The sequence below is a fragment of the Actinoplanes sp. NPDC048796 genome (assembly GCF_040650035.1).
GTDB lineage: Bacteria > Actinomycetota > Actinomycetes > Mycobacteriales > Micromonosporaceae > Actinoplanes.
On the sequence record NZ_JBEZGO010000006.1, the window covers coordinates 252,925 to 267,301 of the forward strand.

Sequence of the window (14,377 nt, forward strand, 5' to 3'; positions counted from 1 at the left end):
TAGGCTGAACAACCATGACGGATTCTGAGCTGTCGGAGTTACGCGCGCGGGCCGCCGGCGGAGACCGGGACGCGGTGGACCAGCTCGTCGAACTGGCCGGCGAACGAGGTGACATGGCGGAACTGCGCCGCCTCGCCGACGCGGGCAGCCGCGACGCCACCGACGAACTCGTCCAGCTGGCCAGCGAGCGAGGCGACACCGACGAGCTACGCCGCCTGGCCGACACCGGCAACAGCGACGCCGCCGAACTGCTGGCCGAACTCACCGACGAAGACTGACAGACTCAGCCGCGAGGCGGTCGTTGTGCTAGCTGACCACTTTCGCCAAGTCGACGGCATTCGGCGGGGTCTTGATCTCAGCGACTGCCGCGCCGTACTCGGTGAACGCGATGTCGGTGCCGCCGGATTTCGGCGAGGTGATCTTTAGCGGGTACGGCTCGCCGGTAGTGGCGATGTAGACGGTGTCGCCCCCGACGTCGGGGCTGGTCAGGCTGATCACCGGCTGGCCGTCGAGGGCGCCGGCGGGACCTTTGTTGAAGCCGTCGTAGTAGCGCAGGAGCTCCTCGACGTCGGCGACGGAGTACAGATCCTCGAAGTTCCGGTCCGCCGCGGACAACTTGATCCAGCGGCCGCTCGCACGCTGGGCGGTCAGCTCACCCTTCGTCGCGCCGAGCATCGCGATCCAGGACGCCGTGTCGAGGCGAAGGTAGCGCTGCCCACCGACCGTGATCAGCTCGACGGTCGTTTTACTGGTCTTGAGAACGCCCGTCTCGTCCGCGCCTGCGACTGTGATATCCAGGCTGACATTGCGGTAGTCGTCGACGAGGCGACCCTTGACGTGGACCGATGTCGTCTGCCGGATAGCGGCCAGCGCCTTGCCGACGATTTCGGCCGGCGGCAACGCGGCGACGCCGTTGCCGGCAGCGTCAGAGGCCGACGCGGACGATGTAACGGCCTCGTCGTCGTTCGCGGCCGCGCATCCGGCGAGCAGCACAATGGACAGTGCCGCGGCCCCCAAGGACCTGATTTTCATGGCGCCGCTTCCCCCGCTGGATCGGTTGGCGACGATCAAGCTACATGGACGGCGTCGCGCTGCAGTACCCGGCGCCGTAGGACTGCCACCGCGGCCGGGCAGAGCCGATCATGACGTGGAGGGTCGTCTCGGGTCACCGCCCTATGGTGCTCGGCGAGGCAAGATACGTGCCATGAGTGCCAGGCCTGAGTACGACCTTGAGGCGTACATCAAGCGATCCACCGAAGGGCCTTGCTTCGTGTGTGCGTTTCTTGGTGGCCATCCCGACTACCGGCATCACCTGGTCTATGAGAATCAGGAGACTGTTGCCTTTCCGACTCGGTATCCGACTCTGCTCGGTTACACCGTCGTGTGCCCTCGGCGGCACCTTGAGAGCTGGGTGGCCGACATGGAGGTGGATGAGTTTCTGCGCTTTCAAGGGACCGTGCACCGGGTCGCTCGTGCTTTGGAGGCGACCGTGCCGACCGAGCGGATGTACTCGATGAGCCTGGGTAGCCGGCAGGGGAACGCTCAGCGTTTCCGGCACCGGCTCGGTGACTATGACAAGGCGGAGCGGGAAGCCGTTTTCGTGCCGGCTGTGAAGGAGATCGAGCTGTCCGAGACGCAGGGGTGGGTGGGTCTTCGGCGTACGGCGCAGGAAGCGTGCGAGATTTCCGCGGGCCAGCAGTGAATTTTCGGCGCAACATCGTCGAGAACTGGGGGGCCGAGGGCGAGCAGTGGCTCGCCGACCTCCCGAAGCTGATCGATGACATGGCCGGCGAATGGGGCCTGGAAATCGATGAGCCGCAGGCCATGACCTTCCATTGGGTCGCCACGGTGAAGGGTGGCGGCGTCCTCAAGCTCGGCGTCCCGGATGGGCATCTCGGCGCCGAGGCCGAGGCCCTGCGGATCTTCGATGGGCGCGGCGCTGTGCGGCTTCGGGCCGAGGACGCGGCTCGCGGTGCGTTGCTGATCGAGCAAGCCTTTCCCGGTACGCCGGTGGCCGAGCTCGACGACGACGCGGCCGCCACCGCGGTTCTTGTCGACGCCGCGGAGCTGCTTCACCGCGTACCCCCCATCAATCGTTCTCTGCCTCATCTGCGCACCCTGCGTGGGGCTTTCGAGCGCTATGACCGGGACGGGCCGATTCCACGGCGGATGGTGGAGCGGGCGGCGGAGCTGTTCGACGACCTCTGTGCGGACGCGCCGCGCGAGACCGTGCTGCACGGGGACCTGCACCACGGCAATGTGCTGCGGGCCGAGCGGGCGCCGTGGCTGGCGATCGACCCGTCGCCGCTGATCGGGGACCCGGGCTTCGACTGCGGGGCGATGCTCTACAACCCCGATCCGGAGCGGCACGACCCGGCGCTGCTCGCGCTGGTGCCGGCCCGGATCGAGCAGCTGTCCCGGCTTGAGCCGGTGGACCGCGTCGTGGCCTGGGGATTTGTCATGGGCGTGCTGTCCGAGTTGTGGACGGTAGAGGCGTCCGGCCAGGCGCGGAGCCGGGCGATCGAGGTGGCCGCCCTACTGGAGCCGCGGCTGCGCTGACCGCACTCGCAGAACCTGTGCGCCCAGCGTCATGACGATCATCAGCGCCACGATGACGCCGAACGAGACGGTCAGCGACGACACGTGGGCGATGCCGCCGATGATGCCGGGGGCGATGAGACCGCTGCCGTACGCGATGCCGGCCACCCCGGCGATGCCTTTGCCCGGGCTGCTTTCGGTACGGGCGGCGGCCGCGAACACCAGCGGCACGACCACCGCGATGCCGATGCCGAGCAGGCCGAACCCGGCGATCACCAGCGCGACCGGCTCGGCCAGAACGATCGTCAGGGCGCCGGCCGTGGCGCACACCCCGGAGAAGCGGACGGTGGTCACCGGGCCGAACCGCCGGACGACCCGGTCGCCGCCGAAGCGGGCCACGGCCATGCAGACCGAGAAGATCGAGACGGTGGCCGCGGCGGTGGCGGCGGGATGGTGCAGCAGGTCGCGGACGTACACGGCGGCCCAGTCGAGGCTGGCCCCCTCGGCGAAGACCGCGCACAGGCCGATCAGGCCGATCGTCAACACCCGGCCGGTGGGCAACGCGAACGCCGGCGGTTCCTCCAGGCCGGCCGCGGGCCGGTGCGGGATGAGCCACCGCGACGCGGTCAGCACGACCGCGAACAGGGCGGCCACGGTGAGCAGGAAGTGCGTGGGCGCGGACAGGCCGGCCCGGGTCGCGAGCACGGCCACCGCCGAGCCGGCCAGCCCGCCGAGGCTCCACCAGCCGTGGAAGCCGGACATCACCGACCGGCCGTAGCGTTCCTCCACGAGCACGGCGTGCGCGTTCATGGCGACGTCGGCCACGCCGGCCGCCGCCCCGTAGACGATCAGGCCGAGGCCGAGCGCCCACAACGAGGTCGGCAGCGCCGGGAGCAGAAGAGCGGCACACCAGCAGAGCATCAGGACGCGTACGAGGGAACGCAGATCGAACCGATGCACGAGCCGGCCCGACAGCGGCATCGCGATCAGCGCACCGAGCCCGGGCATGAGCAGAGCCAGCCCGAGCCCACCCGGCCCCACCCCGACGTGGTCGGCCACCCACGGCACTCGCGCCGCGAACGTGCCGGTGACGGCCCCGTGCGCCGCGAAGATCGCCGACGTCGCGACCCGCGCCTTCCGCTCGATCATGAACCGACCCTAACGACGGCGGGGAAGGCTGCGTTTACGCCCCGAGAGGAATTGATGACTGTCACAGCGGAACGGCTCGCCAGGATGCTCGTTTCTGGATTGAATAAAGATCTGGGGAACGCAAAACGGTAGATAGGAGTCGCTGGTGCCGCTCAGGAGCCGTAAGCAGTGGTGGGGTGTGACGCTGGACGCGCCGGACGGGATGGAGTTGGGGCGCTTCTATTCGCGGCTGCTCGGCTGGAATTTCTATCCGGCGGACAACGGGCTGGGCGGGGCGGTGGCGCCCTCCGAGAACGCGGGTTACAACCTCGGATTCCAGACCGAGAAGCACTACGTACGGCCGGTGTGGCCGGCCGAGGCGGGGAAGCCGCAGATGTCGATGCACCTGGAGATCGAGGTCGACAATCTGGAGGAGGCCGTCGCGCACGCCATTTCGGTCGGCGCCGAACAGGCCTCCTATCAACCGCAGGAGACGGTACGGGTGATGCTCGATCCGGCCGGGCATCCGTTCTGCCTGTACACGGACGACTAGTTCACGAAACGGAAGGGGCGCGTGCCGGGAACCGGTGCGTGCCCCTTCCGATTCGGCGAAACAATCGCCGACGAATGGAACCGGTACTTCTCGTGCCACTCACCATCTCAAGTGGACGAGGGTGTCTCCACGGCCGTGAGGTCGCGGTCGACGCGCGGGTCGCCCTCGTCGGCGAAGTAGTCGTCCTGCCGCGTGCCGTCGACGCCGGCCGGCGTCTTGGCCGCCCGCAGGATCAGCGTGACGATGACCGCGATCAGCAGGTTGACCAGCACGGTCACGAAGCCGACGTAGATGGTGCGTTTGGTGTCGAAGCCGAATTCGGACAGCGGGAACGCCGACCCGCCGAAGTGGGCGCGCTTCGTGGCCGGGTTCGGGATCTGCCACAGCATCCACATCGACAGGCCCATGCCGGCCACCCAGCCCGCGATCAGCGCGCCCCGGTGCAGCCACCGGGTGAACAGGCCGAGCGCCACCGCCGGCGCCGTCTGCAGGATGATCACGCCGCCGATGAGTTGCAGGTCGATGGAGAACTGCGGGTCGAGGAAGACGATGCAGGCGACCGCGCCGACCTTCACGACCAGCGAGGTGATCTTGGAGACGCGGGCCTCGTCGGCGTGTGAGGCGTTTTTGCGCAGGTATTCCTTGTAGATGTTGCGGGTGAACAGGTTGGCCGCGGCGATCGACATGATGGCGGCCGGGACGAGAGCGCCGATGCCGATCGCGGCGAAGGCGACGCCGGCGAACCAGGCCGGGAACTGCATGTCGAACAGCAGCGGTACGACGGTGTTGCTGTCGACGGTGCCCTGGGTGGCGCCGGGCAGCGGCTTCACGTTGGACGCGATGGCCGCGTACCCGAGAAGCGCGAGCAGGCCGAGCAGGAAGCTGTAGGCCGGCAGGGCCGACATGTTCCGCTTGATCACGGTGCGGTTCTTGCTGGCGAGCACGCCGGTGATGCTGTGCGGGTAGAGGAACAGGGCCAGCGCCGAGCCGAGCGCGAGCGTCACGTACTGGATCTGGTTGTTGGCGTTCAGGGTGATGCCGTCGTTGGCGTTCGGGCTGGCCGTGAACTTGGCCTCGGCGGCGTCGAAGATGCTGCCCCAGCCGCCCAGCTTGGTCGGCAGGTAGATGACCGCCACCAGGATCACGATGTAGATCAGCGCGTCTTTGACGAAGGCGATCAGCGCGGGGGCGCGAAGACCCGATTGATAGGTGTACGCGGCCAGGATCGCGAACGCGATGATGATCGGCGCATGCCGGGCGAGCAGGCTGTCGCCGGTCACGCCCATCGTCTTGAGCACCGCTTCGATGCCGACGAGCTGCAGGGCGATGTACGGCATGGTGGCCACGATGCCGGTGATGGCCACGACGAGGGCCAGCGTGGGCGAGTCGAACCGGCTGCGCACGAAGTCGGCCGGGGTCACGAAGCCGTGCCGGTGCGACACCGACCAGAGCCTGATCAGGATCAGGAAGAACATCGGATAGATGATGATGGTGTACGGGACGGCGAAGAACCCGGCCGCGCCGGCGCCGAAGATCAGCGCGGGTACGGCGACGAAGGTGTACGCCGTGTAGAGGTCGCCGCCGACCAGGAACCAGGTGATCCAGCCGCCGAAGTTGCGCCCGCCCAGGCCCCATTCGTCCAGGTGCGCCATGTCCTTCGGCGCGCGCCAGCGGGCGGCCACGAAACCCATGCCGCTGACCAGCAGGAACAGCAGCGTGAAGACGACGATCTCGGTGATGTGGTCCCTCATGGCCGGCGTCCCCGCTTCGTCATCTGGTAGACGATCGTCGTGGTGCCGACGCCGAGCAGGATGAACAGGAACTGGATCCAGTAGAAGGCCGGGAAGCCGAACAGCCGCGGTTCGTCACGGTTGTAGATGAACGTCAGGACCGGCACGACGATCGGGAGGAGCAGCAGCCAGTTCCAGGGGCTGCGGTCCGTACGGCGTCTTGCGTCGGGCTCTCTGGTCTCAGGCTCCGCCATGGCCCGTACCTCCTCGTCAGCGCTGGTGCTGTACGTCACGCTAACGAGGAGGGGTCAAATCGGGCGATCATCGTGCGCCGAGCGGTCCACGAAATGCGCCGAACGGCGTACGTTTTCTACTTCAGTCCGGCGGCGACGGCCTTGGTGAGGGACGCCTTGTCGTCGTCGCCGTCGAGCGACCACATCATGGCGCCGCCCAGGCCCTTGGCCCTGATGTAGACGGCCTTCTGGATCATCTGGGCCGGGTCGTCGTAGGTCCAGAATGTGGTGCCGTCGAACAGCCAGGCGTGCCCGCCGCGCCAGTCGCGGTAGAGCTTGAAGCCGGGCAGGTTCTTCACCGTCTTGTAGTCCTCGCTGCCGGCGGCGAAGATGCCCGGGGCGGGGCCGGTGGCCTGGGCGAACAGGCCGTTCCCGGGTTGGGTGATGCCGGTCCAGCCCTGGCTGTAGTACGGCAGTCCCAGGACGAGTTCCTTCCTGGGTGCTCCGGCCTTGATCCACGCGTTGATCGCGACATCCACGGAGAAGTCCGGGTTGTCAGGAGCGTTGCGCGGGACGAAAAGGGCGGACTGCTGGTTGGCGCGAGTCTCCCAGGAGCCGTGGAAGTCGTACCCCTGGACCGTACCGAAATCCAGGTATTTGAAGATCTTGTCGCCCTCGAAGCCGGCCGCGATCTTGGCCGGCGCCGCCGGCAGGAAGGCGGTCAGGTCGTACCGGTGCTTCGTGGTCCGGCTGAGCCGGTCGAGCTGGGCCCGGAACTCGGCCGTGAGCAGCGTGAAGTTCCGCTTGTCCTCGGGCCGGACGACATTGCCGGCATTGCCCTCGGACCCGGGCCACTCCCAGTCCAGATCGACACCGTCGAAGATCCCGGCGGCGGTGCCCGCCGGCAGCCCCGGCAGGTTGCCCTTGATCCACAGATCGAGGCAGGAGCTGACGAGCTTCTTCCGCGACGCATCGGTCAGAACGGCGTCCGAGAAGTGCGCCGACCCGGTCCACCCGCCGAGCGAGATCAGCACCCGCAGCTTGGGGTTCTTCTTCTTGAGCTCGGCCAGCTGGTTGAGGTTGCCGGCGATCGGCTGCCCCGCCACATCGCCCACACCGTCCACACTGTGCGCGTCGTCGAAGCTGGTCTGCCAGTCGGCCCACGGGTCGGCGCTCGCACAGACCCCATCGGCCGTCACCGGCCCGAACGCGTAGTTGAGGTGCGTGAGCTTCCCGGCCGCGCCGGAGTTCTGCACCTTGCTGAGTGGGAAATCGCGGCCATAGATACCCCACTGCGTGAAGTACCCGACCTTGACGTATGACTTACCGGTCGCTTGAGCAGGTGTAGCCGCAACCGTCGCCCCCACCGCGGCCACGGCGGCCACAGCGACAAGACGGCGTTTCAAACCGCGCATGAGTCCTCCAGGAAAGAAAGTTTCCTAATCGAGGAAGTTAGAGGTCTCACTGCGCGGAAGCAATGGTTTCATCACCCTGGTCGCGCCGGCGCCGGGGCGATGGGTCCCGATCGCCCGGTTTGCCGGCGCCGACCAGGAGCGCACGGCCAGGGGCACCGTCACCAGATTTGCCACCGACGGCTTCAGAAGCCCCGAACTGTTCGTCTCGGAGCTTCGGGCCGCTTCCGCGCCGTACGGCGATAAGGGCGACGGACGAGTCGGCCTGTACGCCGGATTCTGTCCCAGCGGAAGCTGGTGGCGGCCATCCATCTCGGCCTGCCGTTGCCGGCAGGCTCTTGCGGCCTACCCGCAGGCTCGGGCGAGCAGCCCTCGAACGCCTGCGCCGGTCGGGGCCCTGCGGCTCCGGCCTTGCTTGGCCTTGCTCCGGGTGGGGTTTACCTAGCCACCCCGGTCGCCCGGGGTGCTGGTGAGCTCTTACCTCACCGTTTCACCCTTACCGGCCTGGTGGGGCCGGCGGTCTGTTCTCTGTGGCACTGTCCCGCGGGTCGCCCCGGGTTGCCGTTAACAACCACCCTGCTCTGCGGAGTCCGGACGTTCCTCGGCGGCACCCGAAAGCACCGACGCGACCGCCCAGCCGACTCGTCCGTCGCACCTTCATCCTACGGGCGGCCACCGCGGGGCGGGCTGCGCGGGGGCGGAGCTTCGATTCGCGGGGCGGGCTGCGCGGGGGCGGAGCTTCGATTCGCGGGCAGGTTTCGCGGAGGCGGCGGTTCGCTGCGTGGAGCGGTGCGTCGCTTGGCGGGGCGGGGCTCGTGGCGGGATGGGTTCCTGCGCGGGCCGGTGCGGCGGGGACGGAGGAGGGGCGGGCTCGGCGGCGGGAGGCTTCGCGAGGGCGGCTTGGTGAGCGGGGTGGTGGGTGTGGTGGATCAGGTGAGGGCCCGGTACAGCAGGAGCAGGCCTATTGCTGTGCCGAAGGTGACGATCAGGGCTCGGAGGACCCGGGCCGGGAGGCGGCGGGCCAGTCGGGCGCCCAGGTAGCCGCCGATGACGGTGGCGGGGGCCAAGGCCAGGACGGCGGCCCAGTTGACGGGGGCGAAGAAGGCGAAGACCAGCAGGGTGATCAGGCCGACGACCGCCGAGAGGACGTTCTTGAGGGCGTTGATGCGGTTCAGGGACTCGTCGAGGATCAGGGCCAGGGCCGCCACATACATCACGCCCAGGGCCGCACCGAAGTAGCCGCCGTAGACGGCGCCGATGAAAACCACGGCCTGCAAGGTGAGGGCGGCGCGGCGTGGGGAGAGGTGGCGGGGGTGGCCGACCAGGCCGCGCAGGCGCTGCTGGAAGGCGAGCGTGGCGGCGGCCGCCAGGACCAGGAAAGGCACGATCAGTTCGAACGCTCGGGCGGGGGTCAGCAGGAGCAGCGCGCAGCCGGCCGCCGAGCCGAGGACGGCGGCGGGCACCACGGCGCGCAGGCGGCGGGACTGGCCGGCCAGGTCGGCGCGGCTTCCGGCGACGCTCGACACGTAGCCGGGGAAGACCGAGATGGAGTTGGTGACGTTCGCGGCGACCGAGGGCAGGCCGGTGGCGATCAGCGTCGGGAACGTGATGAGCGAGCCGCCGCCGGCTATGGCGTTCACCGCGCCGGCGGCCAGGCCGGCGGCGACCAGCAGCAAAATGTGCGCGACATCCATGATGGGAGAAATCTACTCAGAAGCTGACTCCGCCGCGCTCGTCCCAGGTGAGGGCGGGCACCGGCACGCGCAGCGGCGGGCGGCGCAGGAACTGGCGGTAGCCGGTCGCCCGTACCTCGAAAGCGAAGTTGTGCCCCTCGATGTGCCAGACCGGGGCGGGATGCTGGTCGGGGGAGGGCAGCCGGTGGATGTCGGCGATGTCGAGGGGCTCGGCGAGCGGGCCGAAGCCGCCGGCGAGGCCCCACGGTTCGTCGAAAACGAGGGTCGCGGGTGCCACGAGAAAGCCCTCGGCGGGGCCGCCGCCCGTCACGTAGTCGAGGTCGAGAAGCAGCCTGACCTGTGGCTCCCCGGTCAGGCTGAACGCGTGGACCCGGCTGTCGTGCCAGCCCATCCGGGGGTAGTCCGCCTCGGTCCAGGTGGTCTGGTCGAGCTGCGCCGTAACAGTCATCGGCCCAGTATCGGGCCAGCGCCGACGAAATCCCCAAAACGGAAATGTCGGATTTGCGCGCGAAGGCGGGACGTGACGGGGTGCGGCGCGGCGGCGCGGGGTGTGGGGCGGGGTGTGGAGGTGCGCGGCGGGGCGCGGTGTGGCGTGACGGGGTGTGGGGCGCGGCGCGGGGTGTGGAGGTGCGCGGCGTGGCGGGGCGCGGTGTGGCGTGACGGGGTGTGGGGCGCGGCGGGGCGGGGTGTGGAGGTGCGTGGCGGGGCGGGGCACGGCGTGACGGGGCGGGGCGCGGCGGTGCGGGGCGCGGCGCGGCGCGGAGTGTGGATGGGTGAGGCGTGGCGAGGCGGGGTGTGGAGGGTGAGGCGGGGCGAGGCGGAGGCCGGGGCGCTACGAGGGGGTGCGGCGAGGTGGCTGCCAGGGCATTACGAGGTGGGATGGAGCGTAGGTGAGGGCCGGGGCGTTACGGGGTGGGTGAGCCGGATGAGGCGCGACCGGATGAGGTGGGGCGGAATGAGGCAGGGCGCGGCGGGGTGAGGTGGGCGCGATGAGGTGAGTTGAGGCGGGGGAAGGTGGCCGGCGGGCTAAGCCAGGTCGGCCGGGTTTGTGTTGGCGCCGCAGATGAGGACTACGACGCGTTCGTTGGGGGCGGGTACATAGGCGCCTGAGGTCAGGGCCGCGTAAGCCGCCGCGGTGCCGTGTTCGACGGCCAGGCGGTAGTCGTCCCACAAAGCTCGGCGGGCGTCGATGATGGCCTGGTTGCCGACCAGCACCGACGGGATGTCGAAGGTTCGGGCCAGGTCGAAGGCGATCTGGCCGGCCCGGCGGGCGCCCAGCGAGTCGGCTGCCACGCCTGAGACCGGGACGTCGACCGGGGTGCCGGCGGCCAGGGCGGCGTGCAGGGCCGAGGAGGTCTCCGGCTCCACCGCCACGACCTTGACCGTGGGGGACAGGGCCGCGATCATGCCGGCGATCAGGCCGCCGCCGCCGACGGCGACCAGGACCGTGTCGAAGCCGGACGGGATCTGGTCCAGGAGCTCCAGGGCGATCGTGCCGTTCCCGGCGACCATGTGAGGGTCGTCGTAGGCGTGGCAGAACAGGGCGCCCGTGGACGCCGCGTGTTCGACCGCCGCCGTGTACGCCTCCGCGTATTCGCTGCCGATCTGGGTGACCTGGGCGCCCAGTTTGCCGAGCTTCGCGACCTTCACCGGCGGGGCCGTGACCGGTACGAAGACCGTGGCCGCGATGCCGAGCTCGCGAGCCGCGTACGCCGCCGCCAGGCCCGCGTTGCCGCCGGACGCGGCCACGATGCCGGCCGGGGGCAGCGGGCCCGCGGCGAGGACCTGGTTGATCATGCCACGGGTTTTGAACGATCCGGCGTACTGCGTCTGCTCCAGCTTGAACCACAGCGAAGGGCCCACCTGGAGCACCGGTGTACTGCGCACCCGGGAGCCGATCCGGGTGGCCGCCGCCCGTACATCCTGAATGTCGATCACTGTTGAACCCTAAGCGATGCTCCAGCTCACCCGCCGGGTCGCGACGGGTGATCGTTCACCCACGAGACGCGCGAGGTCGAGTAATCGGTTGGAGAAGCCCCACTCGTTGTCGAACCAGCCGCGTACCTTCACGCCGCCGTCCGCCGTGGTCTGGGTGCCCGACGGGTCGAACAGGCACGACGCCGGATTGTTCTTCACGTCGATCGAGACGGTGGGATCCGGGTCGTACGCCAAAATGCCCCTCAGGGGTCCCGCCGCCGCCTCGGCCATGGCCCGGTTGATCTCCTCGACGCTGACCGCGCGCCCGGTCTGCCCGGACAGCTCGGCCAGCGATCCGATCGGCGTCGGCACCACGTAGTAGCTGTAGCGCATCTCGCCGATCTCCGGCAGCACCACCCGGACGAGGTCGCCGACCACGAAGTTGTGCGGGATGATGCTGTCGCCGGTGGCCCGGCCCAGGCGCGGATCGTCACGCGACGTGCCGATCACCGAGTCCTGCGGTTTCTGCCAGCCCTGGGTGGCCAGCACCACCGTCGAGTTCACTCCGCGTAACCCGAACCGGTCGAGCAGGACCTTGGCCATGATGGTCAGCGCGTTCACGCCGCAGGAGCCGGGGGAGACCACGTCGTGCTGGTCCGAGTCGTACGTGTCCTGGTTGGCCCCGAAGACCAGGAACGCGTCCGGGTCGTCGGCCGAGGCGCTGATCACGACCTTGCGGGCGCCGCCGTGGGTGATGTGCGTGCGGGCCGTGGTGCCGGCCCGGAAGCGCCCGGTGGCCTCGATGACGACATCGACGCCGGCGTCGGCCCACGGAATGCGCTCGGGTCGTTCGTGATGGAACGCGCGGATCGCATGGTCATTGACGACGAGATGATCGGCGCGGGCGGTGACGGTGCCCGGAAATGCGCCGCGAATGCTGTCCCGGCGCAGCCCGTAGGCCATTTTCTCGGTCGAGGCAAGGTCATTTACCGCCGCAATTGATATTCCCGGATCGGGTGATGCCGCGACTATCCGGGTGATGCTGCGGCCGATACGACCGAATCCATTGATGCCGATCGTGACAGTCATCGAAGGCTCCTCGGCCGCTCTGAATCTCGCTGTGCCGTGCCGGCGAGGGTCCGTGCGTACCCGATTTCCACTCGCCGTCACGCCCTCGACACTAAGAGTCGTGCAACTTGCACGTCAACGGAGGACGCGTCACACAGTGTTCTTGATCCACATAAGACCTGGTGGGGCAGGGTCATGGCGCTGCGAACCTCCTAATGGTCACTGGCGATGCCCAGTGCGCCATCCGGATGAACGGTGCGCATTCCGGCCATCGGCGCTCGATGGGCGTTGCTAATTCGTTCCGAGAATTTCAACCCGAACGAAGCTCCCACGGTATTCCGAAATCGATCAGTGAGTGGCCGCAATCACCCGCGTGAGTGCCGCGTGCAACGACTCGAGTTCCGAGATCGGCATACCCAAACGGGCGACGATCGCGGGTGGGATTTTCTCCGCCTCGGCGCGCAGTTCGCGGCCCCGCTCGGTCAGGTCGACGGCGAGGCTGCGCTCGTCGGTGGGGTCACGCTTGCGGGTGAGGTACCCGACCGCCTCGAGCCGCTTCAGCAGCGGCGAGAGCGTGCCCGGGTCGAGCTGCAGGAGACGGCTGATGTCCCGTACGGAGAGTGGCGCGTGCTGCCACAGGGCGAGCATCACCAGGTACTGCGGGTGGGTCAGGTTCATCGGCTCGAGCAGCGGCCGGTAGAGCCCGATCACGCTGCGCGACGCCACCGCCAGCGCGAAGCAGACCTGGCGTTCCAGTTCCAGAGGGTCGTCGGACACCGGTAAAGCGTAACGCTTGGGGCGGCAATCATTTGCGCCCCAAGCGTCACCGGGGAAAGGATCAGCGCCGCGCGAAGATCACCGCGAGGGCGGCCAGCAGGATGCCGCTGAACCACAGCATCGCGGTCGTCGAGGCGACGAACAGGGTCGCCACGCCCAGTCCCAGCACCGGGACGGTCAACCCGGCGTAGCCGACCAGGAACAGCCCGGCCAGGGCGGCACCGCGCTCGTCGGCCGGCGCCGCCGCGGCGATCCGGCCGACCGCCGACTTGAAGAGGATTCCGGCCCCGGCGCCGGCGATCGCCCCGCCGATCAGGAACAGCGGCAGCGAGGTGGCGAGCATCCCGGCGGCCAGCACGACCAGGCCCGCGGCCTGCGCGACCAGCCCGATCGTGAACCGCCGGGCGGCCGGCAGCAGGCCCGCCGCCGACTGGGCGGCCGCGCCCGCGCCGAACACCAGGAAGGCGGTGAACCCGGCCAGCAGCCGGCTCGGGTGGTGCAGCCCGGCCGCCACGAAGCCCGGCGCCAGCGAGGTGAACAGGCCGAAGACGGCGAACGCGGTGAACGCTCCAGCCGCCGCCACCAGCGACTTCCCGCTCATCCGGACCCGCTGCGGGCGGTACTTCGGCTTCACCGAGGGCGCGGTCACCGTCTCGGGCCCGGCGGCGACGGCGACGACGCTCAGGATCAGCAGGACCAGGAAGACGACGTACGGCGTACGCAGCGGCGCCGTGACGAACTGGGCCAGGAAGCCCGCGACGAGCGTGCCGGTCCCGAGGCCGCCGAGATTGGCCGCCGCCGAGACGACCTCGAAGCGGGTGCCGCTCGCCTGCGGCCGGTGCGCGGTGTGCAGTTCGAGCAGGTAGGCGGTGGCCGTGGCGGTCAGCAGGCCGACGCCGAGGCCGGTCAGCAACCGGGCCACGATCAGGCCGGTCAGCGACGGCCAGGCCAGGAAGAGCACTCCGGCCACGATCTCCAGGGCCAGGGCCGGCAGCAGGACGCGGCGGCGGCCGACCCAGTCGGAGACGTGCCCGGCCAGCAGCAGGGCCACGATCACGCCCACCGCGTACACGGCGAAGATGACCGTGACGGTGAACGAGGAGAAGCCGTCGGCGGCCTGATAGAGCGGGTAGAGCGGCGCCGGAATCGTCGAGAAGGCGAGCGCCACGAGGTAGACGACGGCGACCAGCCAGAAGGCGGCGCCGTGACGGGCCGACCCGGTGGGAGCACCGGTGGGGGCAGGCTTGGTCATCACGGTCATGAGGTGAGAGTGCGCCGTCCCGAGCATCAGCGCCAACGATGATCCATGCTGAGTAGCATCTGCGTT

At 69.2% G+C, this 14,377-nt stretch carries 15 protein-coding genes and 1 other RNA gene; 4 read left to right on the forward strand and 12 right to left on the reverse strand.

The window, feature by feature from the left end:
• The first annotated feature begins 14 nt into the window (after nt 1-14).
• Nucleotides 15-278 (forward strand): hypothetical protein, encoded by a 264-nt coding sequence (locus AB0C26_RS25645; protein WP_360252344.1) that lies wholly within the window; start codon nt 15-17, stop codon nt 276-278.
• A gap of 28 nt (nt 279-306) precedes the next feature.
• Here AB0C26_RS25645 and AB0C26_RS25650 read toward each other — a convergent pair whose 3' ends face one another.
• Nucleotides 307-1,071, reverse strand: a complete 765-nt coding sequence (locus AB0C26_RS25650) for a hypothetical protein (RefSeq protein ID WP_360252346.1) — start codon at nt 1,069-1,071, stop codon at nt 307-309.
• 133 nt (nt 1,072-1,204) lie between these two features.
• Here AB0C26_RS25650 and AB0C26_RS25655 point away from each other — a divergent pair, with 133 nt between their 5' ends.
• Both AB0C26_RS25655 and AB0C26_RS25660 read left to right on the forward strand, forming a co-directional pair.
• A complete protein-coding gene (locus tag AB0C26_RS25655) occupies nt 1,205-1,702 on the forward strand; it encodes an HIT domain-containing protein (protein WP_360252349.1) in 498 nt (165 codons plus the stop codon).
• The gene (locus tag AB0C26_RS25660; RefSeq protein WP_360252352.1) at nt 1,699-2,559 is read left to right on the forward strand and encodes an aminoglycoside phosphotransferase family protein; all 861 of its coding nucleotides are present in this window, start codon (nt 1,699-1,701) and stop codon (nt 2,557-2,559) included. The genes AB0C26_RS25655 and AB0C26_RS25660 overlap by 4 nt, the downstream gene beginning before the upstream one ends.
• Here the strand turns inward: AB0C26_RS25660 and AB0C26_RS25665 are convergent.
• Nucleotides 2,536-3,687 carry an MFS transporter gene (locus tag AB0C26_RS25665; protein ID WP_360252355.1) on the reverse strand — a complete coding sequence of 384 codons (1,152 nt, stop codon included), beginning with the start codon at nt 3,685-3,687 and terminating at the stop codon, nt 2,536-2,538. The genes AB0C26_RS25660 and AB0C26_RS25665 overlap by 24 nt on opposite strands.
• 145 nt (nt 3,688-3,832) lie before the next feature.
• Between AB0C26_RS25665 and AB0C26_RS25670 the strand changes: the two genes are divergently transcribed.
• Complete coding sequence (locus AB0C26_RS25670; RefSeq protein ID WP_360252358.1) at nt 3,833-4,219, forward strand: VOC family protein; 387 nt, start codon at nt 3,833-3,835, stop codon at nt 4,217-4,219.
• A gap of 107 nt (nt 4,220-4,326) precedes the next feature.
• On the opposite strand, the gene mctP is transcribed toward AB0C26_RS25670, so the two are convergent.
• From mctP to AB0C26_RS25720, 10 genes are all read right to left on the reverse strand, one after another.
• Nucleotides 4,327-5,970, reverse strand: coding sequence for a monocarboxylate uptake permease MctP (gene mctP / locus AB0C26_RS25675; protein WP_360252361.1), 1,644 nt, complete (start codon nt 5,968-5,970; stop codon nt 4,327-4,329).
• Nucleotides 5,967-6,203: a DUF3311 domain-containing protein gene (locus tag AB0C26_RS25680; RefSeq protein ID WP_360252364.1), complete on the reverse strand. Its 237-nt coding sequence runs from the start codon at nt 6,201-6,203 to the stop codon at nt 5,967-5,969. The genes mctP and AB0C26_RS25680 overlap by 4 nt, the downstream gene beginning before the upstream one ends.
• Before the next feature lie 116 nt (nt 6,204-6,319).
• The gene (locus AB0C26_RS25685; protein WP_360252367.1) at nt 6,320-7,597 is read right to left on the reverse strand and encodes a glycoside hydrolase family 18 protein; all 1,278 of its coding nucleotides are present in this window, start codon (nt 7,595-7,597) and stop codon (nt 6,320-6,322) included.
• Nucleotides 7,598-7,846: 249 nt separating this feature from the next.
• Nucleotides 7,847-8,239: RNase P RNA component class A (gene rnpB / locus AB0C26_RS25690), an RNA gene on the reverse strand.
• A 284-nt stretch (nt 8,240-8,523) separates the two neighbouring features.
• Nucleotides 8,524-9,288: a sulfite exporter TauE/SafE family protein gene (locus tag AB0C26_RS25695; protein WP_360252369.1), complete on the reverse strand. Its 765-nt coding sequence runs from the start codon at nt 9,286-9,288 to the stop codon at nt 8,524-8,526.
• Nucleotides 9,289-9,304: 16 nt separating this feature from the next.
• Nucleotides 9,305-9,736 (reverse strand): hypothetical protein, encoded by a 432-nt coding sequence (locus AB0C26_RS25700; protein ID WP_360252372.1) that lies wholly within the window; start codon nt 9,734-9,736, stop codon nt 9,305-9,307.
• 578 nt (nt 9,737-10,314) lie between these two features.
• Nucleotides 10,315-11,226 carry a threonine/serine dehydratase gene (locus tag AB0C26_RS25705; protein ID WP_360252375.1) on the reverse strand — a complete coding sequence of 304 codons (912 nt, stop codon included), beginning with the start codon at nt 11,224-11,226 and terminating at the stop codon, nt 10,315-10,317.
• 9 nt (nt 11,227-11,235) lie between these two features.
• Nucleotides 11,236-12,294: a type I glyceraldehyde-3-phosphate dehydrogenase gene (locus AB0C26_RS25710; RefSeq protein WP_360252378.1), complete on the reverse strand. Its 1,059-nt coding sequence runs from the start codon at nt 12,292-12,294 to the stop codon at nt 11,236-11,238.
• 327 nt (nt 12,295-12,621) lie between these two features.
• Nucleotides 12,622-13,050, reverse strand: a complete 429-nt coding sequence (locus tag AB0C26_RS25715) for a MarR family transcriptional regulator (protein ID WP_360252381.1) — start codon at nt 13,048-13,050, stop codon at nt 12,622-12,624.
• 61 nt (nt 13,051-13,111) lie between these two features.
• The gene (locus AB0C26_RS25720; RefSeq protein WP_360252384.1) at nt 13,112-14,311 is read right to left on the reverse strand and encodes an MFS transporter; all 1,200 of its coding nucleotides are present in this window, start codon (nt 14,309-14,311) and stop codon (nt 13,112-13,114) included.
• Between the last annotated feature and the right edge of the window lie 66 nt (nt 14,312-14,377).

Excerpts from the sequence above, each read along its gene's own strand:
- AB0C26_RS25685 (WP_360252367.1), bottom strand. The coding sequence starts at position 7,597 with ATGCGCGGTTTGAAACGCCGTCTTGTCGCTGTGGCCGCCGTGGCCGCG.
- AB0C26_RS25665 (WP_360252355.1), bottom strand. The coding sequence starts at position 3,687 with ATGATCGAGCGGAAGGCGCGGGTCGCGACGTCGGCGATCTTCGCGGCG.
- AB0C26_RS25720 (WP_360252384.1), bottom strand. The coding sequence starts at position 14,311 with ATGACCGTGATGACCAAGCCTGCCCCCACCGGTGCTCCCACCGGGTCG.
- AB0C26_RS25680 (WP_360252364.1), bottom strand. The coding sequence starts at position 6,203 with ATGGCGGAGCCTGAGACCAGAGAGCCCGACGCAAGACGCCGTACGGAC.
- mctP (WP_360252361.1), bottom strand. The coding sequence starts at position 5,970 with ATGAGGGACCACATCACCGAGATCGTCGTCTTCACGCTGCTGTTCCTG.
- AB0C26_RS25655 (WP_360252349.1), top strand. The coding sequence starts at position 1,205 with ATGAGTGCCAGGCCTGAGTACGACCTTGAGGCGTACATCAAGCGATCC.
- AB0C26_RS25710 (WP_360252378.1), bottom strand. The coding sequence starts at position 12,294 with ATGACTGTCACGATCGGCATCAATGGATTCGGTCGTATCGGCCGCAGC.
- AB0C26_RS25645 (WP_360252344.1), top strand. The coding sequence starts at position 15 with ATGACGGATTCTGAGCTGTCGGAGTTACGCGCGCGGGCCGCCGGCGGA.
- AB0C26_RS25695 (WP_360252369.1), bottom strand. The coding sequence starts at position 9,288 with ATGGATGTCGCGCACATTTTGCTGCTGGTCGCCGCCGGCCTGGCCGCC.
- AB0C26_RS25700 (WP_360252372.1), bottom strand. The coding sequence starts at position 9,736 with ATGACTGTTACGGCGCAGCTCGACCAGACCACCTGGACCGAGGCGGAC.